Here is a 21,182-nt window from a genome sequence, read left to right as displayed (position 1 = left end):
AGCGGCTGACAGTTTTACGCGATTCTGCCAGTGGCAGCAAGCGCTCTTTCAGTAAGTGGATCGGTTAATCAGTGTCGCCCAGCGCGATTTTCAAGCGATTCAACCATCCGCACAATCCACTCCAGGCTAGCAGGTTAATGGCCTGCTCTGAAGAGATTCCATGATCGAACAAAGGCGTTAACAGTGCGGTGCTAAAGCGGTCGGGCGCCCGGGTCAGCCATTGTACCGCCTGTAGGGTGGCGCGCTCAACCGGATGTCGTTGTTCCCAGCGTTGTAATTCACGTTCATCCTGACGAAGAACGGTAATGGCCTCGGTTAATTCATGAGCTGAATACGCATGTTCATTAAAACAGGCCACGCTGCCATTAATTCGTGACGTCATCAGCGCCGCCAATGAAAATGCCTGCATCGGTATCCCGCTACGATGCGTGCTGGAAATGAGTGACCCGAGTAAATCCAAAATGACGGGGGAATGTATCAGTAATGGCAGTAACGCTTGCAGTTCATCTGGATAACGTTTGTCTATCGACTCATCATGATTAAGATGTTTTTCAATCGGGAATGGCGACGCGTGCCAGGTTGTGTTAGCTGCACTAAATGGCGAAGCGTGAGCGAATTGTTGTATATCGAGACCCGGAATTCGGCGCACCGGATGTCCACACCAGGCCTGAAACAGGGCCACGGCCCGCGCCTGAAAACCGACGAAACCGATAATTTGATTCATCAGAATGCTATCGCTGGTGGTCAGCCCGACATCATCCAGATGCTGGCGATCGCGCGCGCCTATCACGGCTGGAGAGCTGGCAAGTTGACGAGCATATTGGGTGATTTGCGCCAGTCGATGGTTACTTTCCCGCGAGGAGTCCGGGCCAGGCAGCGGTGTTAAACGCGCGGCATAGTGATTACACAATCGCTGGACACCATATACCTGAGCGACAGTTAAGGCCGTACTCATCCGTTCATAGGCGCTGAACGTATGCATCTGACTCAGGTTTACGTGAGTCGGGAAGATAATCTGGGCAAGTTTACGGGCAGGGGTTAACCACAATTGAAAAGGTATAAGGGCGTCATCAGGTATCGCCAGATCCAGCAAAAAGTTGTCATCGACATGAGCGGCTTCTGGCACCAGGGGCATAACATCTTGCGGATGTGTGCTGGATTGCGTCTCATGATACCAGTGGCTTTTGCCTTCAATTCGGCGTTGTTCCATGGGCGTTCCTTGGTCTAAAAAGTGGCGACCCGGATACGTCGTCATACTAATACGCCGGATCGTTTGCGCTGCAATATCCTGACGTAAGCAGAAGAGGGGATGAAAGATTGTTAAGTGATAATAAATATCAGAAAAGCATATATGGGACAGACTAGAGGGGAATTAGAAATGAGCATCATGGGCGACAGTGGGCCGCCCACAGAAGACTGGAAGATTATTTCAGCTCCAGTTCGTTCATTGCAGCGATGCTGAAACCACCGTCAACGTGTACGACTTCACCAGAGATACCGGCAGAAAGATCGGAACACAGGAATGCCGCAGAGTTGCCCACATCTTCAATGGTAACAGTGCGGCGAATCGGCGTAACGGCTTCGCAATGGGCCAACATTTTACGGAAATCCTTGATACCGGAAGCGGCGAGGGTGCGGATTGGACCTGCGGAAATTGCGTTAACGCGTACGCCTTCAGGCCCCATAGCGTTAGCCATATAACGGACGTTCGCTTCCAATGAAGCTTTCGCCAGGCCCATCACGTTATAGTTAGGGATTGCACGCTCTGCGCCCAGATAGGACAACGTTAGTAGCGCAGAACCAGGGTTTAGCATGGAACGACATGCTTTTGCCATCGCAACAAAGCTATAAGCGCTAATGTCATGCGCAATTTTAAATCCTTCGCGGGTAACTGCGTTCACATAATCGCCATCCAGTTGGTCAGCAGGTGCGAAGCCGATGGAGTGCACGAAACCGTCGAATTTCGGCCAAGCCTTGCACAGGTCAGCAAACATGGCGTCAATGCTGGCATCTTCAGCCACATCACACTGCAAAACAATGTTGGAGTCTAATTGCGCTGCAAATTCTTCCACACGACCTTTCAGCTTGTCGTTCTGGTAGGTGAACGCCAGTTCGGCGCCTTCGCGATGCATCGCCTGAGCGATTCCCCATGCGATAGACAATTTACTGGCAAGGCCTGTCACCAGAATGCGCTTACCTGATAAAAAACCCATGGCTTTAATCCTTTTGGTTAATACTTATCTTTTATCAATCAAGTGGTTATGACTGACACGTTAAGCTCACTCGAAATCGGTCTTAAATTATATCCCACGCTTTTGCTTTGTAGAATGGTTATCGACCCCACGTAACCTGTCACTATTTATTGCATGTGAGGAGTATATCGTTCCCCTCTGGTTATAGTTCGGTCAAGCACCTAACGTAGGTGATTAAGAGAAAATACAAGGCTTTAAAGGCACCATAATGGTATTATTAACTGCTAGCTTATGTTTATAAACATGGCAAGGTAGGAACTTTCTTAAAACAAAAAATATGACAGTATTCAGACCGTTATGATATATTGTTTTTATCGATCGATATTGATGCATTGATCGATATTATTGATTGATTGTAGTTAAAAGTGCATTATCAGGATGTTATGATCAATTGGAGTGGTCTTATGCACTATCATTTCATCGCGGAACCGATGAGAGACACAACAGATAAATTACTGGGTGTGGAGATTAACGCCCGGTTTACATCAAATACGGTTCACCCGTTGCATCCAGATTTCATCATTTCAGCGTGGGATAGCGAACAAAAGCGTAATTTCATGCTCGAGCAAATTCGATTAATTGCCGAAAAGCGTGACTGGTTTGAGCGCAACAGCCTTATTTGTACCCTGAACCTCATTGACGAAATGGCGCTGCTGGCGATTGGTGATCCTGCCATCAAGTCGGCCTTACATGCACTACCATTTATTGCACTGGAACTTTCAGAACGTTTTCTGTCGAATACCGTGTGCCTGAATAATCTGCTGATTAATTCACTTCGCGACGGCCCAAACGCATTGTGGTTGGGCGATCTTGGCTCCGGCAGCGTAGGGGCCAGTCCGCTGGTTTGCGGTCGTTTTGACGTTGTGAAACTGGATCGCGATTTCTTCCTGGAACAGGTAGAAAAACCGACGTTCCCGGTGCTGATCAAAAATATCAGGGAATATTGCGACCGTGTTGTGGTGAAGGGTATAAAAACAGCGCGACTTATCGACGAGGCCAGTACCGCAGGTGTCTGGGCAATGCAGGGTGCCCTTTACCCGTCAGTCGCGTTTACCGAAGTTGATACGCTGCTCTTACCCACGTTGTGTCACTGATGGCAGATTGCCCTCCGGTTGAGGAGGGCAGCCGTTTGCTAACGATCTTTCCGCCAGGCATCGGCGGTAAGCGCTTCGCCGAAATGACCTGCGATCAGGCGACGGGTAAGCTCATGAAGAGGGGACGCCAGGACATCCGCTGTACTGCCGCGTTCTACCACTTCGCCCTGGTGCATAACTAATACCTGATCGCTGATGTGCTTCATCATGCCAATATGTTGGGTCACATAGATATACGAAATCCCCTGTTTTTCCTGCAATTCCAGCATCAGATTGATGAGCTGGGAACGCATCGACATATCCAGAGAGGCCAGGGCTTCGTCAGCGATAATGACTTTGGGGCGTAAAATGAGCGCACGGGCAAGGCCCAGGCGCTGTTTTTGCCCCGGGGCCAACATATGCGGGTAATAGCTTACGTGATCGGGCAGCAGTCCTACCATGCGCATGGTCTCCACGATCTGTTTACGACGTTGCTCAGGCTCGAGGTCGGTATTCAGACGTAGCGGAAAATCGAGGATCTGCGAGATACGTTGCCGCGGATTAAGCGAAGTTGACGGATCCTGGAAAATCATACGGATCCGCTGGCTACGAAATGAATAATCACCATATTTTAACGGATGATCGTCAATCAGTAGTTCACCGCTGGTGGGTTCAATCATACCCGCCAACATTTTTGCCAGCGTAGATTTCCCTGAACCATTTTCACCAATGACAGCGAGCGTCTGACGTTCGCGCAGGGTGAAACTCAGGGGCTTAACGGCCTCAACGGTCTGGCGGCGAAATAAACCTGTCCGGTAGCGAAAGGTTTTGCTCAGATTACGAACTTCGAGCAGGGTTTCTACCATCTCACTCTCTCTCCATGTTCAGCGGGAAATGACAGGCGTAGAGATGATTTTTTGCTCCGGTCAGTCTTGGGGTTTCAATACATTCGCGTTGTGCATAAGGGCAGCGTGGCCCCAGACGACAGCCGATGGGTAATTGTTCCAGCAATGGAATAGCTCCTGGCATGGTATTCAGGCGGCTTTTGTGCGGCATTGCGCTACCAAAATCCGGAATAGCGCGAATCAACGCTTGAGTATAAGGATGATGCGGAATGGTCACCAAATCTTTACTGGGCGCGGTTTCGACCGTTTGTCCGCAGTACATCACGTTGATTTTGTCAGCCCACTGGCTGAGCATTTGCAGGTCATGGCTTATCAACAAAATGGTGGTATTGCTGTTTTGATTCAGACGGGTTAGCAGCCGGAAAATTTGCGCCTGAGTGGTTGGCTCCATCGCGTTCGTCGGTTCATCGGCAATCAGCAAACGCGGCTGATTCGCCAATGCGATAGCGATCATGACCTTCTGGCATTCGCCATCGGTCAGTTCATATGGGAAGCTGCGCATGGCATCTTTATGGTCTTTTATCCCGACGCGGTGCAAGAGTTCAATCGCGCGGCGTTTGCGCCAGCCGATGCGCTGCCACCAGCGGCCCTTGTAAGTCCAGGCTGGAATATTTTGCATTAGCTGCTGCCCGATCCGCTCGGATGGATCGAGACATGACTGCGGCTCCTGAAAGATCATGGAGACGTTATGACCGACCAGTTTGCGTCGTTCACGTGCGGAAAGGCGCAGCAGATCGATATCATCAAAACGCATACGGTCTGCGGTTACGCGCCAGTTATCTTTAGCGACACCGCAAATAGCCTTCGCGATCAGACTTTTGCCGGAGCCCGATTCGCCGACCAGCCCGCGGATTTCACCCTCGTTAAGGGTCATGCTGACGCGGTCAACTGCTTTTACCCAGTCGTCGCCGGTTCTGAATTCAATGGTCAGGTTGCGGATATCCAGTAATGGCATTATTCCACCCCCGCAATAATTGCTCGGCGCACGCCGTCACCCAGTAGGTTAACCAGCAGCACGCTTATCATAATCGCTGCGCCTGGCAGCATGACCGTCCACGGTGCGACATAAATCAGCTCCAGCGCGTCGCCGAGCATGGCCCCCCATTCCGGGGACGGCAGTTGTGCGCCAAGGTCGAGAAAACCCAGCGCGGCGATATCCAGAATCGCCATCGACAGTGCGCGGGTGATTTCAGTAATAAGACCAGCGGTGATATTGGGCAGAACAGCGAACCACAGAATATTCAGTGTGGTTGCGCCGTCCAGGCGAGCGGCAATGACGTACTCTTTCTCCAGCTCGTCATGCACCATGCTGTAGACGGAGCGTACCATGCGCGGCAGCAGCGCCAGCCAGACGGCAAACATGGCGTGTGTCAGATGCGGCCCGGCAAACGCCACCACAATAATCGCCAGCAGCAGAGAAGGGATCGACAGCAGAGTGTCCAGAATGTGATTCAGTACCGCTGAGCGCAAGCCGTGCGTCGCACCGGCAACTACGCCCAATACAAGGCCACACAGCGTGGCGGCAAGAGTGACGACAAACGCGCCGCCAACGGTCGGGGCCGCGCCGCTGAGAAGACGACTTAAAACGTCACGTCCCAGATCGTCAGTTCCGAGGAAGAAAGAGACTTCGCCATAGCGTGACCATGACGGTGGTAATAGCTGATAGCCGAGAAATTGCTGATCGATGCCGTAAGGGGCAAACCAACCACCAAAAATACACAGAACAGCCAGTCCCGCGCAGCCGTACAGGCCGATCATCGCAGTCGCATCGCCATAGAAATTGCGCCATGCGGTGCGCAACGTACCCGGCGGGCGTTTTTCGCTGTAGACGCTATCGTAAGGCATACCATTCCTTATGTTTCAGAGGGTTAGCCATAGCACCCAGAATATCAGAGATGACGTTAACGATGATAACCAGTGAACCAATCACCATTACGCCCGCTGAAATCGCCGCGTAATCCTGCTGGCGAATCGCGTTAATCAGCCAACGGCCAAGACCTGGCCAGCTAAAGACCATCTCGGTGATCATCGCCAGCGTCAGCATGGTGGAAAACTGTAAGCCCAGACGCGGGATCACCGGCGGAAGGGCGTTGTGCAGAACGTGACGACGCAGAATCGTTAATCGTGACAGGCCGCGTGTGGCCGCCGCTTTGACATAGTTCTGATCAAAGACCTCAATGGTGCTGATACGCATCAGGCGGATGACTTCGGTGGTGGGCGCAACGGAGAGCGTCAGCACCGGGAGCACCATATGACGGATAGCGCTGACCAGCATTTCATCGCGCCATGGCGAGTCTGAGATCCAGGCATCAATAATGGCAAAACCGGTAACGGGTTTCACCTCGTAGAGAAGATCAAAACGCCCTGAAACGGGTAACCAGCCGAGGGTCAGTGAGAAGAGCAATGTCAGCAGCAGCGCCAGCCAAAAAACGGGGATCGAAAACCCCATCAGAGCCAATGCACTGATGCAGCGGTCCTGCCATTTGTTCCGCGTGATACCGGCCAGCATACCAACGGGGATCCCAACCATTAGTGCAAAACCAAAGGCAAGAATGCACAGTTCCATTGTGGCCGGGAACACCTCTTTCAGTTGCTCTGAGATCAACTGACCGTTGATACTGGATACGCCGAAATCCCAGTGAATGAGACCATTGAACCAGAATACCCAGGCGTTCCACAACGATGCTCCCTGTAATGGTGCATGAGGCGTGAAGTAGCTCAGGCTGAATCCAATAAAGGTCAGGAAAAACAGAGTGACCAGTAGCAGCAAAAATCGGCGCAGGGTGAAGATAATCATGGTTTTTTCACCTCATCTTTCTTTTCCCTGGACACCCCGGCAAAAGAGGCATTGCCGAACGGACTGAGCACCAACCCTTTGATGTCGTAGCGGTAAGCCTGTAGACGCAGTGAAGAGGCCAGCGGCAGGATCGGTAACTCTTGCGCAAGAATATTTTGCGCTTCGTCATAGGCATCAATTCGCGATGAAAGCTGCTGCGAAGAGAGGGCCTTGCGCAGAATGCTGTCAAACTGCGGATTACACCAGTGTGCAAAGTTGGTCTGCGAGTTGATGGCGGCACAGCTGAGTAATGGCCGGAAAAAACTGTCAGGATCGTTACTGTCCGTCGCCCAGCCGGATAACGTCAGATCATGGTTCATATCCATTAATCTCGCCTCCTGAAAACGACCTTCTACCGGGATGATCTTCACTTTCACACCCACCTGAGCCATATCTGCCTGAATCAGCTCTGCGGTTTTCAGCGGACTGGGGTTCCAGGCCTGAGAGCTGGTAGGGACCCAAAGTTGTAACGTCAGATTCTCCAGCCCCAGCGCTTTTAGCTGCTCACGCGATTTTGCCGGGTTGTACTCTGTAATTTTAGCTTCGTTATCATAAGCCCACGAGGCGCGAGGCAAAATAGATGCCGCGGTTTCTGCCGTTCCGTAGTAGATAGACTGCATTAACCGCTGGTTGTTGATCGCCAGCGCCAGCGCATGCCGCACGGCAGGGTTATTCAACGGCGGTTTATTGGTGTTGAACGCCAGATAGGCAATGTTCATCCCCGGGCGCAGCGTCAGACGCAGGCGAGGGTCATCACGCAATATACTGAGCTGGCTGGCGGCAGGCCAGGCCAGAACGTCGCACTCGCCAGTGAGTAATTTAGATAATCGTCCGGTTCCACCAGAGCCGAGATCAACGACGACCTGCGGCATCAGAGGAGTGCCACGCCAGAATTTTTCATGCCGCTGCAACCGAATATATTGGCCGGCACGATTCTCTGAAAGCTGGTACGGTCCTGTGCCGACAGGTTGTCTGTCGAGCAGTTCCTGGCGATCCTGTTTTGCCAGGTTAGCCGCATATTCCGCCGACATTACGGAGGCATAGTGTGTGGCAAGATGCCACATAAAGGAGGCGTCAGGTTGAGTTAAGCGGAATTCAACGGTGTTGTTGTCCAGTTTGCGCACACTTTGAACGTTATCGGCGAACTGCAGGCTGTCGAAATAGGGGAAATTGCTGCCGTTCACATTGTGCCATGGATGGTTGCGATCAAAGATGCGCTCGAAGGTAAACACCACATCGTCTGCATTCAGTTTGCGGGAGGGGGTGAACCAGGCAGTCTTCTGAAACTGTACGTCACGACGCAGATGGAAGCGGTAGGTTGCGCCGTTATCCAGCACCTCCCAGCTTTCGGCCAGCTCAGGCACCAGTCGATAAGTGTAGGGGTCCACATCAAGCAGTCGGTCATACAATTGGGCCGCTAACGTGTCGACGATGAGACCGCTGCTCGTTTTTTGCGGGTTGAACGTATTGACCTGCCCGCTGACGCAATAGACGAACCCACTGTCACGGATATCAGCGTGCAAAGCTTGCTCAGGCGCAGCAGCAGCCTGACCACTCAGAAATCCAGCCATCACGATCAGAGATGATAAAACCAGGCGCATAATTTTAATGGATTATATAAAGAGGCTATCTTACTAATACTTAATGACATTTGCCATTACCGTTTGTTTTTGGGAGTAACAGGCTCGATAAGCGCGAGTTCAACACCGCGACATGGTCAAAATTCATACCTGCTATCCACTTTGAATCTACTCTGTTAACTATCTTAGCATTTTCATGGCCCATCTGACTTGCTATAAACGCGGCGCAGGATGTGGACAGTTGGCGTAATTTGTTACGGTTTCCTCGCTGTGACAAAATGCGTAAGCGATTACAATGCGTTAGTGTACGAATCAACGGGAATATTTAATAAATGAGCAACTTAGCGGATTATGTCAATGCTATAAAAATAGGCAAAAATGTTATTTGTATTGAGGATGTCAGTAAACGGGATGACATGGCTGAAGTTGAGATTATAAATAAGACATGGCTTCATGATTCGGGAGTGGTTATTCGTTGTTCTCGCGAAAATGAATTGGTTAGATATTCATCAGATTCCTGTCCAGAATGCAGCATTAGATGGCATGTCGTTGATGCGGCAGGTCAGGATATTCGTCCACTGGAGAAAACGTTTCACAATGCTTGCCAGGAGTCGTACTGGTTAAAAGTAAATCGTCAAACGCATCTCCCGGTGTAAACGCTGAGCTAACCAATTACAGCGATGCCAAGCCGCTCCATGAGCAACGATGCCTGGTAGCTGTCTAACTTAACGCCTTGTAAATCAACACCCCGAATATCTAAGTCACCTAACTCCGAATTGGTCAGATCGCAATGTGTGAAGTTTCCTGCTCGCCAGTCGAAAGTCGAAAACTCGCCGCCGGAGAGATCTGAACCACTGAACGTCGCACCCAGTACCTGAGTCCCCATCCAGCGGTTTTCCCATAGCTCACACTTTTCCAACACGACTTTCGAAAAATTGGCGTAGCTTAGATTGGTATTAGTGATATATGCGCTGCAAAACCAGGTACGCGTGGTGATCATATTCATAAAGCTTGCACCGCGAAAATCTGCGCCTTGTGCGCGGCAGTGGCGAATTTCAATGCCCAATGCGCTGACGTTGCGGAAATCTGCCATTGATAAATCACAGCTTTTGAAAATGGCATCTTTCAGCATTGCGCGACTAAAATTGCACCCTTTCTGACTTTCGCGATCATAGAACTGGCAGCCGATAAATTCAGTGCCGCTCAGGTCGGCACCTGAAAAATCGCAGTTAAAAAATGTACTATTTTCAACTTTCTCACCGGTGAAGCGGTTTCTGTCAATTTTTTCGCCAACTAATGCCAGAGTCATATCTATGCCTGTGTTTTTATACAGTAATGACGCCATGGTAAACCTTATGACGTTATGCGTCAAACCCGCCAGTATGACACCTGCAAATGCGTATTAGATCTGGTGTTTCTTCAGCAAGGCACGTAGCTGATGATAAGTCAGACCCAGTAATTCAGCGGCTTTTTTCTGGTTAAATTTAGCCTGCTGTAAGCTGGTTTGTAGAAAGTCTTTCTCTTGCTGCTGCTGGAATTCACGCAGATCCAGCGGTAATGCGACAGACATCGGTTTAGTTTCCACTGTCTGTTGCGGTGTAGTGTGGCGGCGGAACGGGTCAATGATTATCTCATCCAGCGGGTAATCACTGGTCCCATGTCGATAAACGGATCGCTCCACAACGTTTTTCAGTTCACGAATATTACCCGGCCAACGGTAGTGGAGGAGCGTCTCTCTGGCTTCGGCACTAAAACCCGGAAACAGTGGTAGCCCGATCTCGCGGCACATCTGAATGGCAAAATGTTCGGCCATTAACATGATATCGCTTTGGCGTTCGCGTAACGGTGGGAGTTGCACTACGTCAAAGGCCAGACGATCCAGCAGGTCCGCGCGAAAAGTGCCTTCGCTGACCATGCGAGGTAAGTCGGCATTGGTTGCACAAACAAGTCGTACGTTAACCTGCAACGGCTGGCTGCCGCCAACACGCTCCAGCTCGCCATATTCAATAACCCGCAGCAATTTTTCCTGCACCAACATCGGGGCGGTTGCCAGTTCATCGAGAAACAGCGTACCGCCGTCGGCGCGTTCGAAACGTCCTGGATGGCGTTTTTGCGCGCCGGTAAAGGCACCTGCTTCGTGACCAAACAGTTCGGAATCAAGTAAGTTCTCGTTGAGCGCTGCGCAGTTAAGCGAAATAAACGGGCCTTGCCAGCGTGTGGAGAGGTAGTGCAGGCGGTTGGCAATAAGCTCTTTCCCGGTCCCGCGCTCACCGATAACCAGTACGGGTTTATCCAGTGGCGCCAGTTGAGAAACCTGCTCCAGTACTTCAATAAAGCTGTTTGCTTCACCCAGAAGATTATCTTTGTATCCTGCCATGATGAAATTCACCATTTGTTAGTGTTATTCACCAATTTACGCTAATTAGTCTGACAGGTAAAATTATATAATTACAATGAAATCAAATAATTAAAAAGTTGGCATGCGAAGTGCATTGCAACAGCAGCAGGGCATTGCCCGATATCAGAACAGTAAGTGAGGATTACATTATGGGTATTTTTTCTCGTTTTGCCGACATCGTGAACGCCAACATTAACGCGTTGCTGGAAAAGGCTGAAGATCCGCAGAAGCTGGTGCGGTTGATGATCCAGGAAATGGAAGACACGCTGGTTGAGGTACGTTCCAACTCAGCGCGTGCGCTAGCAGAAAAGAAACAATTATCTCGCCGTATTGAACAGGCCAGCGCGCAACAGGCAGAGTGGCAAGAAAAAGCTGAACTGGCGCTGCGCAAAGAGAAAGAAGATCTGGCGCGTTCTGCGTTAATTGAAAAGCAAAAACTGACCGATTTAATTGCCTCTCTGGAACATGAGGTGACACTGGTTGACGATACGCTGGCGCGTATGAAAAAAGAGATTGGTGAGCTGGAAAATAAACTCAGTGAAACCCGTGCTCGTCAGCAGGCGCTGATGCTGCGTCATCAGGCAGCGAGTTCTTCGCGTGATGTTCGTCGTCAACTGGACAGCGGTAAACTTGATGAAGCGATGGCGCGCTTTGAATCTTTCGAGCGTCGAATCGATCAGATGGAAGCCGAGGCTGAAAGCCATAACTTCGGTAAACAGAAGTCCCTGGATCAGCAATTTGCTGACCTGAAAGCAGATGATGAAATCAGCGAGCAGCTGGCGCAACTTAAAGCCAAAATGCAGCAAGACAAGCAATAATAACATCTGGCGGCGCCTGAACGCGCCGCCGCTCATCACCTGTAAGGAGTACTCATGAGCGCGCTATTTCTGGCTATCCCGTTAACCATCTTTGTGCTGTTTGTTTTACCGATTTGGCTCTGGCTGCATTACAGCAACCGTTCCAGTCGCGGCGAACTGTCGCAAAGTGAACAGCAACGTCTGGTCGAACTCAACAATGACGCACAGCGGATGCGTGAGCGTATTCAGGCGCTGGAAGACATCCTTGATGCTGAACATCCAAACTGGAGGGACCGCTAATGGGAGGCATTAACCTGAACAAAAAACTGTGGCGTATTCCGCAGCAGGGCATGGTGAAGGGCGTTTGCGCAGGTATTGCGCATTATCTCGATGTGCCAGTGAAGCTGGTACGGATCCTGGTGGTGTTGTCAGTCTTTTTTGGCCTGGCCTTTTTCACCTTCGTCGCTTACATCGTGCTGACCTTTGTGTTGGATCCGATGCCGGATAATGTGGTTTACGGTGAGCAGCAGCCATCAAGCGGTGAGCTGTTGGATTCAGTCGATCGTGGGCTGGCGGCTAGTGAAAAGCGTTTGCGTGAAATGGAACGTTATGTGACGTCCGATACTTTTTCATTACGTAGTCGCTTCCGCCAATTGTGAGGTTAGAAATGAACAATCGCTGGCAACGTGCCGGGCAAAAGGTTAAGCCGGGCTTTAAAATAGCAGGTAAGCTGGTGCTTTTGACCGCGCTTCGCTACGGCCCGGCGGGGGTAGCAGGGTGGGCGGTGAAATCCGTAGCCCGACGCCCGCTAAAAATGCTGCTGGCGTTGGTTCTGGAACCAGTGTTGAGTCGGGCTGCGGCAAAATTATCGAAACGCTATTCAGGTAATCAACCCTGATATTTGAATCAACAAAAGCAAGCAACAATTAATCAACATTCCCTCAGATAATTTGCGGCAGCTCACTAATACGATTTTTTGGCTGCCAAAATTCTTTTGGGTTGTTACTACGGGTATTGAAGGTGAACTAAAATATCCATTTAACAGGGCGTTAATACTCCTGTTTTTACACCAGTGAGTCGGTCAACGATATTTGCGTACTTACAGTTATATTCTGCAATCCTTTCTCACCTGCAATCAGATTAAATAATAAATTACAACTTTGTTCACCCAACTGCTGAGTAGGTACATCAATTCCACCAGGAACTGGTGTGAGCATAAAAGAAAGTAGCTCATTACTATAGCCTACAACGGCAAGCTGTTGTGGGATGGCAATATTTTTCTCGGCCGCCACGCGATATAAGCTCATTAACTTTAAGCTGTCTGTCGCAAATACGGCATCGGGTAGCGGCTGCTGGCTCAGTAATTTTCGAGAAGCAAGTAGGGCGGTTTCATGAGTATACCCGCCGTCAATAACCCACTCATCGCGCATTTTAATGTTATGCGCCTGAAGGCTGGCTTTATAACCGTTAACGCGGTCGATAGAAACATGGACGTCAAGCGGTGCATGCAAACAGGCTATATTACGGTGGCCACTCTCAATCAGCGCATTTGTCAGCGTAATACTGTCGCGATAATTATCGGTGTCTACAGAATAGACATTGGCGTAGTCACCTTCAACCTTCCCAATAACCACAACCGGGACGTTGTATTTATCCAGACTTGCAAAAAATGATTCATCGGCAGGAGAGCTCAGCATAATGATCCCTTTGATCAACTTCTGCTTAATTTTGCTCTCACATTTTTGTAAATCATCTTCGGTGCTTCGCGATGTCTGCAATATGACATCAAAACCGACTTCTTCAGCCTTGGCTGTAATTGCATGTAACACTTCAGAGAAAAATGGATTACCGGCAGTTGTGTTTGCAGAACGAGTAGATATCACCATTATTGCATCAAACCCGGAGGAGGTTAGCGCGCGAGCAAGTTTATTAGGTTGATACTGTAACTCATCAATTGCGCGCAGCACCTTTTCAAGCGCTTCCGGCGAGATGTTGGTTTGCTTATTAAGCACGCGCGATACCGTGGATTTTGATACGCCAGCGGCTCGTGCAATATCATAAATGGTAGGAGACATAGATCCCAAGCTCCGTCCGAGAGTCAATGGCGGACATATTATGGAGTTAATTGACGAATGACAACAATCTCGGAATGCGGTTAGAAAAATCAAAAGGCTAACTGCAGCATGGGTAACCTGAGGGACAATCGTCCGCGCCTGCAGACGGTGATAATGCGGTCGCAATATTTTCTTAAGAACAGGCGTATAGTGTGGTGGTTAAATCCAACAATCAGTCGGGAAGATATCATGTTGAAAAAAGGCGTATTAGCGTTGGCACTGGTCATCGGCATGCCGGTTTATGCAGCCGAACACTGGATTGATGTTCGCATTCCGGAACAGTACCAACAACAGCACATTCAGGGGGCCGTCAACATTCCGTTGAAAGAGATGAAAACGCGTATCGCAGCTGAAGTTCCTGATAAGAATGACACCGTGAAGCTGTACTGCAACTCCGGGCGTCAATCGGGGCAGGCGAAGGATATGTTGACTGAAATGGGCTACACGCAGGTGACCAACGAAGGTGGCATCAATCAGATAGCGCTTCCTAAAGTAGAGAATAAATAAACCGCCCGCATTCATTCTGCTACAGGCGGTAAGAATAATGCCGCCTGATACCGCTCAGGTAGTTGATAAGTAAGAATTGGCCCCTATCTTTACTTCCTGTTTGTTATAATTTCTTCGGTTCCTTCAGCAAAACGGGATGGCGATGAAGCGACTTAAAAATGAACTCAATTCGCTGGTTAATCGCGGCGTAGATCGGCATTTACGCCTGGCTGTCACCGGACTTAGCCGCAGCGGTAAGACGGCGTTTATCACCGCGATGGTAAACCAGTTACTCAATATTCATGCCGGTGCACGCTTGCCGTTGCTCAGTTGCGTGCGCGAAGAGCGTCTGCTTGGCGTGAAACGGGTTCCTCAACGCGATTTTGGCATTCCGCGCTTTACCTATGATGAGGGACTGTCACAGTTGTACGGTTCTCCGCCGACCTGGCCGACCCCTACGCGCGGCGTGAGTGAAATACGCCTGGCGCTGCGCTACAAATCCAATGACTCGTTACTGCGCCACTTTAAAGACACCTCCACGCTGTATCTGGAAATCGTCGATTATCCGGGGGAGTGGCTTCTCGACTTACCGATGCTTGCACAGGACTATCTGAGCTGGTCGCGGCAAATGACCGGATTATTGCAGGGGCAGCGGGGCGAATGGTCGGCAAAATGGCGGCAGTTATGCCAGGGGTTGGATCCGTTGGCGCCTGCTGATGAAAACCGTCTGGCGGAAATTGCTGCCGCCTGGACGGAGTATCTACATCTGTGTAAACAGCAGGGGTTGCATTTTATTCAACCGGGCCGTTTTGTCCTGCCAGGGGATATGGCGGGCGCGCCTGCACTGCAATTCTTCCCGTGGCCGGACGTTGATGCTTATGGTGAATCGAAGCTGGCGCAGGCTGACAAACACACCAACGCGGGCATGTTGCGGGATAGATTCAATTATTACTGCGAAAAGGTGGTGAAGGGATTTTATAAGAATCACTTCCTGCGTTTTGACCGCCAGATTGTGCTGGTCGATTGCCTGCAGCCGCTTAACAGCGGGCCACAGGCGTTCAACGACATGCGCCTGGCGCTTACCCAGTTAATGCAAAGCTTCCATTACGGGCAGCGTACGCTGTTTCGTCGGCTATTTTCTCCGGTAATCGACAAACTGCTGTTTGCCGCTACCAAAGCCGACCACGTCACGGTCGATCAGCACGCCAATATGGTGTCGCTTTTACAGCAGTTGATCCAGGATGCCTGGCAAAACGCTGCGTTCGAAGGTATCAGCATGGATTGTCTGGGGCTGGCATCGGTGCAGGCAACCACCAGCGGCTTGATCGATGTGAAAGGTGAAAAGATCCCGGCGCTGCGTGGCAATCGCTTGAGCGATGGCGAACCGCTAACCGTTTATCCGGGGGAAGTGCCCGCGCGTTTACCTGGGCAGGCATTTTGGGACAGCCAGGGCTTTCAGTTTGAGGCGTTTCGCCCGCAGGTTATGGATGTCGATAAACCCTTACCGCATATCCGCCTTGATGCTGCGCTGGAGTTTTTAATAGGAGATAAATTGCGATGAGCGAGCCGTTAAAACCGCGTATCGATTTCTCAGGTCCGCTGGATGTGGAACAAAACACGGCGTTTAAAGCGCAACAGATGTTCAATGAGACCGAGGCGCAGACTTTTTCTCCGGCGAAAGTGGATGAACCACTGGAAGACGAAGGTCAGGCGGAGGCCGTCATCGATGCGGCCTTACGCCCCAAACGCAGTCTGTGGCGTAAGATGGTGATGGGGGGGCTGGCGCTATTTGGCGTGAGCGTTGTCGCTCAGGGCGTGCAGTGGACCATGAATGCCTGGCAGACTCAGGACTGGGTCGCGCTGGGAGGATGTGCCGCAGGCGCATTGATTATCGGCGCAGGTGTTGGATCGGTGGCGACCGAGTGGCGCAGATTGTGGCGATTGCGTCAGCGGGCGCACGAACGTGATGAAGCGCGAGATCTACTCCATAGCCATGGCACCGGAAAAGGTCGTGCATTTTGTGAAAAGCTGGCACAGCAGGCGGGTATCGATCAGTCGCATCCGGCATTGCAGCGCTGGTATGCCTCAATTCATGAAACACAGAACGATCGCGAAGTGGTCAGCCTGTACGCCCATCTGGTGCAGCCAGTGCTGGATGCGCAAGCCCGGCGTGAGATTAGCCGTTCAGCGGCAGAGTCCACGCTGATGATTGCCGTCAGCCCGCTGGCGCTGGTGGATATGGCGTTTATCGCCTGGCGCAATCTACGCCTGATTAATCGCATTGCGTCGCTGTATGGTATCGAGCTGGGTTATTACAGCCGCCTGCGCCTGTTCCGTCTGGTGCTGTTGAATATCGCTTTTGCCGGGGCCAGTGAGCTGGTGCGGGAAGTAGGGATGGACTGGATGTCGCAGGATTTAGCCGCCCGCTTATCAACGCGTGCCGCACAGGGTATTGGCGCGGGGTTATTAACGGCGCGCCTGGGCATTAAAGCTATGGAACTTTGCCGACCGCTGCCGTGGATCGATGATGATAAGCCACGACTGGGCGATTTCCGCCGCCAACTGATTGGTCAGGTGAAAGAGACCTTACAAAAGAACAAATCTCCGCGCGAAAGTTAGCTATAAAACAGGCGCCGATCGTATAACTTTACGCCCCGGCGCCCAATTTTCCAGCGCGCTGTCAATATTTGTTGACAGAGTCCTTCCTGCAAACCAAATACTGTCTTATCATTTAACACATAATCCCTTGTCCAGGTGAAGGTTCCTATGCGTTTGGAAGTCTTTTGTGAAGACCGTCTTGGTCTGACCCGCGAACTGCTCGATTTACTGGTGCTGAGAAGCATTGATTTACGCGGTATCGAGATTGACCCCATCGGGCGAATTTACCTTAATTTTGCGGAGCTGGAGTTCACCAACTTCAGCAGTCTGATGGCTGAAATCCGCCGTATTGCAGGGGTTACGGATGTGCGTACCGTACCCTGGATGCCTTCCGAACGTGAACATCTGGCGCTGAGTGCGCTGCTTGAAGCGTTGCCAGAACCGGTCCTTTCTCTGGATATGAAAAGCAAAGTCGAGATGGCGAACCCTGCGAGCTGTCAGCTTTTTGCGCATACTTTGGATCGGATGCGCAACCATACCGCAGCCCAGTTAATCAATGGGTTTAACTTCCAGCGCTGGCTGGAAAGCAATCCGCAGGATTCCCATAGCGAACATGTCGTGATTAACGGACAGAATTTCCTGATGGAAATTACGCCTGTCCATTTGCAGGGTGAAAATCAGGAGCAGATGCTGACCGGCGCGGTGGTGATGTTGCGCTCCACCATCCGAATGGGGCGTCAGCTGCAAAATATGACTACGCAGGATCTCAGCGCGTTTAGCCAGATTATTGCCGTCAGCGCCAAAATGAAACACGTGGTAGAACAGGCGCGCAAGCTGGCGACGCTGAGCGCGCCGCTGCTGATTACTGGTAATACCGGCACCGGCAAAGATCTCTTTGCTCATGCCTGCCACCTGGCAAGTCCGCGCGCGTCGAAACCGTATCTGGCGCTGAACTGTGCGTCAATTCCTGAAGATGCGGTTGAAAGCGAGCTGTTTGGTCACGCAGGCGAAGGTAAAAAAGGGTTCTTTGAGCAGGCGAACGGCGGCTCGGTACTGTTGGATGAGATTGGCGAAATGTCGCCGAGCATGCAGACCAAATTACTGCGTTTTCTCAATGACGGCACGTTCCGTCGTGTGGGGGAAGATCACGAAGTTCATGTTGATGTGCGCGTGATTTGCGCCACGCAAAAGAACCTTGTGGAGCTGGTGCAGAAAGGACTTTTCCGTGAAGACCTCTATTATCGTCTGAATGTACTAACGCTAAACCTGCCGCCGCTGCGCGATTGCCCACAAGATATTATGCCGCTTACCGAACTGTTTGTGGCGCGTTTTGCCGACGAGCAGGGCGTGCCGCGTCCGAAACTGTCCGCCGATCTCAGCACGGTACTAACTCGTTACGGTTGGCCAGGCAACGTGCGTCAGCTTAAAAATGCTATCTACCGGGCGCTGACCCAGCTAGAAGGCTATGAGCTGCGGCCACAGGATATTTTGCTGCCGGATTACGATGCGGCAACGGTTGCGGTCGGAGAAGAGGTGATGGAAGGGTCGCTGGATGAAATTACCAGCCGCTTTGAACGCTCCGTGCTGACGCAGCTGTATATGAATTATCCCAGCACGCGCAAGCTGGCCAAGCGCCTGGGTGTTTCGCATACTGCGATTGCCAATAAATTACGCGAGTACGGTCTGAGCCAACAGAAAAAAAGCGAAGAGTAATGCCGAAAATGAAAATGCCTCCATCCGGAGGCATTTTTGTATGCAGACGCAGCTTAAGCTTTCAGTACGTCCAGCGCAGCAGTGTAGTCTGGTTCGTTGGTGATTTCATTGACCAGTTGGCTGAAGACGACGTTGTCATTTTCATCGATAACAACCACGGCACGTGCGGCCAGACCTTTCAGCGGGCCTTCAGCGATTTCAACACCGTAGTTTTTCAGGAATTCTGCGTTGCGCAGGGTGGACAGCGTGATAACGTTGCTCAGACCTTCCGCGCCACAAAAACGAGAGTGGGCGAATGGCAGGTCGGCCGAAATACACAGTACGACGGTATTGTCGATTTCTGTCGCCAGTTGGTTAAACTTACGTACCGATGCCGCGCAAACGCCAGTATCGATGCTTGGGAAAATATTCAGCACTTTGCGCTTGCCTGCGAACTGGCCCAGCGTAACGTCAGACAGGTCTTTAGCCACAAGGGTAAAAGCCTGAGCTTTGCTTCCAGCCTGAGGAATGGAGCCGGCAACTGCAACCGGGTTGCCCTGGAAATGAACGGTTTGTGACATGGTTATCTTCCTGTTTACATATAGTTAACGTCGAGGCTAGTTTATGCCATCAACAGTTAACACGGCAAACGCTATTTGCGGATATCCGTTTCAGGGACTGCATTAAGGAAAACAAATGAGAACAGTTAAGGTATATGAGGAAGCCTGGCCGCTGCACACTCCCTTTGTCATAGCCCGCGGGAGCAGGACCGAAGCGCATGTGGTTGTCGTCGAATTGACAGAAAACGGCGTCACCGGTATCGGCGAGTGCACACCGTACCCGCGCTACGGTGAAAGCGATGCCTCTGTCCTGGCGCAAATTATGAGCATTGCGCCACAACTGGAAAACGGACTGACCCGTGAAGAGCTGCAAAAGCTGCTGCCAGCGGGAGCTGCGCGTAATGCCGTGGACTGCGCGTTGTGGGATCTAAGTGCGCGTCAACAGCAGCAGCCGTTGGCGGAATTGGTGGGAAGTGAGCTGGCAGAAGTGGTGACGACGGCGCAAACCGTGGTGATTGGCTCACCGGAACAAATGGCCGCGAGCGCGGCTGCGCTGTGGGAAAATGGCGCGAAACTGCTGAAAGTTAAACTGGATGCTCGCTTGATTAGTGAGCGGATGGTTGCCATTCGTGCGGCTGTTCCTGACGCCACGATTATTGTCGACGCCAACGAATCCTGGCGGGCAGAAGGCCTTGCGGCACGCTGTCAGCTGCTGGCTGATTTAGGGGTGGCGATGCTGGAGCAGCCGCTGCCGGCTCAGGACGATGCCGCGCTGGAGAATTTTGTGCACCCGCTACCCATCTGCGCAGATGAAAGTTGCCATACTCGCAGTAGCCTGAAAGCGCTGCACGGACGCTATGAAATGGTCAATATCAAACTGGATAAAACAGGCGGTCTGACGGAAGCACTGGCGCTCGCAACGGAAGCCCGCGAGCAGGGATTTGCGCTGATGCTGGGTTGCATGCTGTGTACCTCCCGGGCGATCGGTGCGGCGTTACCGCTTACGCCGCAGGTTAACTTTGCCGATCTTGATGGCCCTACCTGGCTTGCCAGCGATGCGGAGCCAGCCCTGCATTTTACGACCGGGCAGCTCCATCTTTAGGGTGCCAGCGCAGGAGATTGGACATGGCCAGCAGGTATTTTTCGCTCGCTTCATCCGATGAAATGGGCGGAAATTCGGCGGTTATGCAGTGTAAATCTAGGTCTGCGCACCAGCTACCAAAAGAGCCGGGCGTTTCATAACCTACGCTGGTGACCAGAGGCAATTCAAACGACTGTGCCAGCCACGCGCCCAGTTCGCTGCTTCTGGGATCTTCAATACAGGCCAGTGGATCGTGGAAAGAGACTACCCAGGCGGGATGAATTCGGTGAATAAGCTGACACAACGCCTGGGTTTCTGGTTCCGAGCCAGGACTATCGCCAGTCAACAACACCACATCACGCTCTTCTGCGCTACTGTTCCAGCGATACACCGTTTCGCCCGCTTTCCAGTTTGCGGCGGGAAAATTACGGTTCAGATCGACGCCGTTCGCATTTGCGCGCAGCCCAAGCTGGCAACCGTCAGGGTTTACGGCCAGCACCACATGGTGGCGACGCAGGGAAGGGTTAAGCGTACGCAATGCGCAGGAAAGGGTAACGACCGAGGAGTTTTCGTCGCCGTGCGTTCCCGCCAGTATCAGACCGCTTTCACGATCGGCTGCCAGTGCGGGAAACCAGATTAACGGCGCGCCTAACAATGAACGTCCGTAATGTTCGGTTCCAGGTGGGAATGCGCCGCGCTCGGCACGGGGACGGGTTACGGTCATAGTCATCTCTGAATACTTGGATTGTTACTCGCAGTGTTGTGCAAAATGTATGGATAATCAAATCGTTTTCACACACTTATCTTTTC

23 protein-coding genes are annotated in these 21,182 nt (G+C 51.5%); 11 read left to right on the top strand and 12 right to left on the bottom strand.

What is annotated here, in order from left to right; translation table 11 throughout:
* Positions 1 to 64: 64 nt before the first annotated feature.
* Entirely contained in the window at positions 65 to 1,210 is a 1,146-nt protein-coding gene (locus tag BZK41_RS04780; protein ID WP_079937371.1) for a CMD domain-containing protein, read from the bottom strand.
* 214 nt (positions 1,211 to 1,424) lie between these two features.
* Positions 1,425 to 2,213, bottom strand: a complete 789-nt coding sequence (gene fabI / locus BZK41_RS04775) for an enoyl-ACP reductase FabI (RefSeq protein WP_079937370.1) — start codon at positions 2,211 to 2,213, stop codon at positions 1,425 to 1,427.
* A 443-nt stretch (positions 2,214 to 2,656) separates the two neighbouring features.
* On the opposite strand from fabI, the gene BZK41_RS04770 reads away from it, so the two are divergent.
* Positions 2,657 to 3,346 (top strand): EAL domain-containing protein, encoded by a 690-nt coding sequence (locus tag BZK41_RS04770; RefSeq protein WP_079937369.1) that lies wholly within the window; start codon positions 2,657 to 2,659, stop codon positions 3,344 to 3,346.
* Between the two features lie 38 nt (positions 3,347 to 3,384).
* On the opposite strand, the gene sapF is transcribed toward BZK41_RS04770, so the two are convergent.
* Genes sapF through sapA form a run of 5 tightly spaced genes read right to left on the bottom strand, consistent with a single transcriptional unit; the run spans position 3,385 to position 8,667 of the window.
* Positions 3,385 to 4,191 (bottom strand): peptide ABC transporter ATP-binding protein SapF, encoded by an 807-nt coding sequence (sapF, locus tag BZK41_RS04765; protein WP_003020558.1) that lies wholly within the window; start codon positions 4,189 to 4,191, stop codon positions 3,385 to 3,387.
* Between the two features lies 1 nt (position 4,192).
* Complete coding sequence (gene sapD, locus BZK41_RS04760) at positions 4,193 to 5,185, bottom strand: peptide ABC transporter ATP-binding protein SapD (RefSeq protein WP_079937368.1); 993 nt, start codon at positions 5,183 to 5,185, stop codon at positions 4,193 to 4,195.
* Entirely contained in the window at positions 5,185 to 6,075 is an 891-nt protein-coding gene (gene sapC / locus BZK41_RS04755; protein WP_003020550.1) for a peptide ABC transporter permease SapC, read from the bottom strand. Before sapC ends, sapD begins: the two co-directional genes overlap by 1 nt.
* Positions 6,062 to 7,027 (bottom strand): peptide ABC transporter permease SapB, encoded by a 966-nt coding sequence (sapB, locus tag BZK41_RS04750; protein WP_003020545.1) that lies wholly within the window; start codon positions 7,025 to 7,027, stop codon positions 6,062 to 6,064. Before sapB ends, sapC begins: the two co-directional genes overlap by 14 nt.
* On the bottom strand, positions 7,024 to 8,667 hold the full coding sequence (sapA, locus tag BZK41_RS04745) for an ABC transporter substrate-binding protein SapA (RefSeq protein ID WP_079937367.1): 1,644 nt from the start codon (positions 8,665 to 8,667) through the stop codon (positions 7,024 to 7,026). The genes sapB and sapA overlap by 4 nt, the downstream gene beginning before the upstream one ends.
* Positions 8,668 to 8,978: 311 nt before the next feature.
* On the opposite strand from sapA, the gene BZK41_RS04740 reads away from it, so the two are divergent.
* Positions 8,979 to 9,302 (top strand): hypothetical protein, encoded by a 324-nt coding sequence (locus BZK41_RS04740; RefSeq protein WP_079937366.1) that lies wholly within the window; start codon positions 8,979 to 8,981, stop codon positions 9,300 to 9,302.
* An 8-nt stretch (positions 9,303 to 9,310) separates the two neighbouring features.
* Here the strand turns inward: BZK41_RS04740 and BZK41_RS04735 are convergent, their stop codons facing one another.
* Together BZK41_RS04735 and pspF are read right to left on the bottom strand one after the other, a co-directional pair.
* Positions 9,311 to 9,955, bottom strand: coding sequence for a QnrB family quinolone resistance pentapeptide repeat protein (locus BZK41_RS04735; protein WP_079937365.1), 645 nt, complete (start codon positions 9,953 to 9,955; stop codon positions 9,311 to 9,313).
* A gap of 93 nt (positions 9,956 to 10,048) precedes the next feature.
* Complete coding sequence (gene pspF / locus BZK41_RS04730) at positions 10,049 to 11,038, bottom strand: phage shock protein operon transcriptional activator (protein ID WP_172313080.1); 990 nt, start codon at positions 11,036 to 11,038, stop codon at positions 10,049 to 10,051.
* 155 nt (positions 11,039 to 11,193) lie between these two features.
* On the opposite strand from pspF, the gene pspA reads away from it, so the two are divergent.
* From pspA to pspD, 4 genes are read left to right on the top strand one after another with little or no spacing between them, the layout of a single operon-like run.
* Positions 11,194 to 11,862 carry a phage shock protein PspA gene (gene pspA / locus BZK41_RS04725; protein WP_003020532.1) on the top strand — a complete coding sequence of 223 codons (669 nt, stop codon included), beginning with the start codon at positions 11,194 to 11,196 and terminating at the stop codon, positions 11,860 to 11,862.
* A 54-nt stretch (positions 11,863 to 11,916) separates the two neighbouring features.
* The gene (pspB, locus tag BZK41_RS04720) at positions 11,917 to 12,141 is read left to right on the top strand and encodes an envelope stress response membrane protein PspB (RefSeq protein ID WP_079937363.1); all 225 of its coding nucleotides are present in this window, start codon (positions 11,917 to 11,919) and stop codon (positions 12,139 to 12,141) included.
* Positions 12,141 to 12,500 carry an envelope stress response membrane protein PspC gene (gene pspC, locus BZK41_RS04715; protein ID WP_079937362.1) on the top strand — a complete coding sequence of 120 codons (360 nt, stop codon included), beginning with the start codon at positions 12,141 to 12,143 and terminating at the stop codon, positions 12,498 to 12,500. The genes pspB and pspC overlap by 1 nt, the downstream gene beginning before the upstream one ends.
* An 8-nt stretch (positions 12,501 to 12,508) precedes the next feature.
* The gene (pspD, locus tag BZK41_RS04710) at positions 12,509 to 12,739 is read left to right on the top strand and encodes a phage shock protein PspD (protein ID WP_079937361.1); all 231 of its coding nucleotides are present in this window, start codon (positions 12,509 to 12,511) and stop codon (positions 12,737 to 12,739) included.
* Positions 12,740 to 12,905: 166 nt separating this feature from the next.
* On the opposite strand, the gene BZK41_RS04705 is transcribed toward pspD, so the two are convergent.
* Positions 12,906 to 13,916, bottom strand: a complete 1,011-nt coding sequence (locus BZK41_RS04705; RefSeq protein ID WP_079937360.1) for a LacI family DNA-binding transcriptional regulator — start codon at positions 13,914 to 13,916, stop codon at positions 12,906 to 12,908.
* 228 nt (positions 13,917 to 14,144) lie between these two features.
* Between BZK41_RS04705 and pspE the strand changes: the two genes are divergently transcribed.
* The 4 genes from pspE (at position 14,145) to tyrR (ending at position 18,752) form a co-directional block, all read left to right on the top strand.
* Entirely contained in the window at positions 14,145 to 14,462 is a 318-nt protein-coding gene (gene pspE, locus BZK41_RS04700) for a thiosulfate sulfurtransferase PspE (protein ID WP_079937359.1), read from the top strand.
* A 142-nt stretch (positions 14,463 to 14,604) separates the two neighbouring features.
* A complete protein-coding gene (locus BZK41_RS04695) occupies positions 14,605 to 16,002 on the top strand; it encodes a YcjX family protein (RefSeq protein WP_079937522.1) in 1,398 nt (465 codons plus the stop codon).
* Positions 15,999 to 17,060, top strand: coding sequence for a YcjF family protein (locus BZK41_RS04690; protein ID WP_032943592.1), 1,062 nt, complete (start codon positions 15,999 to 16,001; stop codon positions 17,058 to 17,060). Before BZK41_RS04695 ends, BZK41_RS04690 begins: the two co-directional genes overlap by 4 nt.
* 147 nt (positions 17,061 to 17,207) lie before the next feature.
* Positions 17,208 to 18,752: a transcriptional regulator TyrR gene (gene tyrR, locus BZK41_RS04685; protein WP_079937358.1), complete on the top strand. Its 1,545-nt coding sequence runs from the start codon at positions 17,208 to 17,210 to the stop codon at positions 18,750 to 18,752.
* A gap of 53 nt (positions 18,753 to 18,805) precedes the next feature.
* Here the strand turns inward: tyrR and tpx are convergent, their stop codons facing one another.
* Complete coding sequence (gene tpx / locus BZK41_RS04680; protein ID WP_003020437.1) at positions 18,806 to 19,312, bottom strand: thiol peroxidase; 507 nt, start codon at positions 19,310 to 19,312, stop codon at positions 18,806 to 18,808.
* Between the two features lie 115 nt (positions 19,313 to 19,427).
* Between tpx and ycjG the strand changes: the two genes are divergently transcribed.
* Positions 19,428 to 20,393: an L-Ala-D/L-Glu epimerase gene (gene ycjG / locus BZK41_RS04675; RefSeq protein ID WP_079937357.1), complete on the top strand. Its 966-nt coding sequence runs from the start codon at positions 19,428 to 19,430 to the stop codon at positions 20,391 to 20,393.
* Here the strand turns inward: ycjG and mpaA are convergent.
* Positions 20,368 to 21,096 carry a murein tripeptide amidase MpaA gene (mpaA, locus tag BZK41_RS04670; RefSeq protein WP_079937356.1) on the bottom strand — a complete coding sequence of 243 codons (729 nt, stop codon included), beginning with the start codon at positions 21,094 to 21,096 and terminating at the stop codon, positions 20,368 to 20,370. The two genes, ycjG and mpaA, sit on opposite strands and share 26 nt — an antisense overlap.
* Positions 21,097 to 21,182 lie beyond the last annotated feature (86 nt).

It is taken from the genome of Citrobacter sp. A316 (assembly GCF_002042945.1).
Taxonomy (GTDB): Bacteria; Pseudomonadota; Gammaproteobacteria; order Enterobacterales; family Enterobacteriaceae; genus Citrobacter; species Citrobacter portucalensis.
The sequence above is the reverse complement of the archived record's forward strand: the minus strand, read 5'-3'. Positions and strand labels throughout refer to the sequence as shown.

What these genes read in the sequence shown, in the direction of transcription:
- BZK41_RS04780 (WP_079937371.1), bottom strand. Translation starts at nt 1,210, where the DNA reads ATGGAACAACGCCGAATTGAAGGCAAAAGCCACTGGTATCATGAGACG.
- fabI (WP_079937370.1), bottom strand. Translation starts at nt 2,213, where the DNA reads ATGGGTTTTTTATCAGGTAAGCGCATTCTGGTGACAGGCCTTGCCAGT.
- BZK41_RS04770 (WP_079937369.1), top strand. Translation starts at nt 2,657, where the DNA reads ATGCACTATCATTTCATCGCGGAACCGATGAGAGACACAACAGATAAA.
- sapF (WP_003020558.1), bottom strand. Translation starts at nt 4,191, where the DNA reads ATGGTAGAAACCCTGCTCGAAGTTCGTAATCTGAGCAAAACCTTTCGC.
- sapD (WP_079937368.1), bottom strand. Translation starts at nt 5,185, where the DNA reads ATGCCATTACTGGATATCCGCAACCTGACCATTGAATTCAGAACCGGC.
- sapC (WP_003020550.1), bottom strand. Translation starts at nt 6,075, where the DNA reads ATGCCTTACGATAGCGTCTACAGCGAAAAACGCCCGCCGGGTACGTTG.
- sapB (WP_003020545.1), bottom strand. Translation starts at nt 7,027, where the DNA reads ATGATTATCTTCACCCTGCGCCGATTTTTGCTGCTACTGGTCACTCTG.
- sapA (WP_079937367.1), bottom strand. Translation starts at nt 8,667, where the DNA reads ATGCGCCTGGTTTTATCATCTCTGATCGTGATGGCTGGATTTCTGAGT.
- BZK41_RS04740 (WP_079937366.1), top strand. Translation starts at nt 8,979, where the DNA reads ATGAGCAACTTAGCGGATTATGTCAATGCTATAAAAATAGGCAAAAAT.
- BZK41_RS04735 (WP_079937365.1), bottom strand. Translation starts at nt 9,955, where the DNA reads ATGACTCTGGCATTAGTTGGCGAAAAAATTGACAGAAACCGCTTCACC.
- pspF (WP_172313080.1), bottom strand. Translation starts at nt 11,038, where the DNA reads ATGGTGAATTTCATCATGGCAGGATACAAAGATAATCTTCTGGGTGAA.
- pspA (WP_003020532.1), top strand. Translation starts at nt 11,194, where the DNA reads ATGGGTATTTTTTCTCGTTTTGCCGACATCGTGAACGCCAACATTAAC.
- pspB (WP_079937363.1), top strand. Translation starts at nt 11,917, where the DNA reads ATGAGCGCGCTATTTCTGGCTATCCCGTTAACCATCTTTGTGCTGTTT.
- pspC (WP_079937362.1), top strand. Translation starts at nt 12,141, where the DNA reads ATGGGAGGCATTAACCTGAACAAAAAACTGTGGCGTATTCCGCAGCAG.
- pspD (WP_079937361.1), top strand. Translation starts at nt 12,509, where the DNA reads ATGAACAATCGCTGGCAACGTGCCGGGCAAAAGGTTAAGCCGGGCTTT.
- BZK41_RS04705 (WP_079937360.1), bottom strand. Translation starts at nt 13,916, where the DNA reads ATGTCTCCTACCATTTATGATATTGCACGAGCCGCTGGCGTATCAAAA.
- pspE (WP_079937359.1), top strand. Translation starts at nt 14,145, where the DNA reads ATGTTGAAAAAAGGCGTATTAGCGTTGGCACTGGTCATCGGCATGCCG.
- BZK41_RS04695 (WP_079937522.1), top strand. Translation starts at nt 14,605, where the DNA reads ATGAAGCGACTTAAAAATGAACTCAATTCGCTGGTTAATCGCGGCGTA.
- BZK41_RS04690 (WP_032943592.1), top strand. Translation starts at nt 15,999, where the DNA reads ATGAGCGAGCCGTTAAAACCGCGTATCGATTTCTCAGGTCCGCTGGAT.
- tyrR (WP_079937358.1), top strand. Translation starts at nt 17,208, where the DNA reads ATGCGTTTGGAAGTCTTTTGTGAAGACCGTCTTGGTCTGACCCGCGAA.
- tpx (WP_003020437.1), bottom strand. Translation starts at nt 19,312, where the DNA reads ATGTCACAAACCGTTCATTTCCAGGGCAACCCGGTTGCAGTTGCCGGC.
- ycjG (WP_079937357.1), top strand. Translation starts at nt 19,428, where the DNA reads ATGAGAACAGTTAAGGTATATGAGGAAGCCTGGCCGCTGCACACTCCC.
- mpaA (WP_079937356.1), bottom strand. Translation starts at nt 21,096, where the DNA reads ATGACCGTAACCCGTCCCCGTGCCGAGCGCGGCGCATTCCCACCTGGA.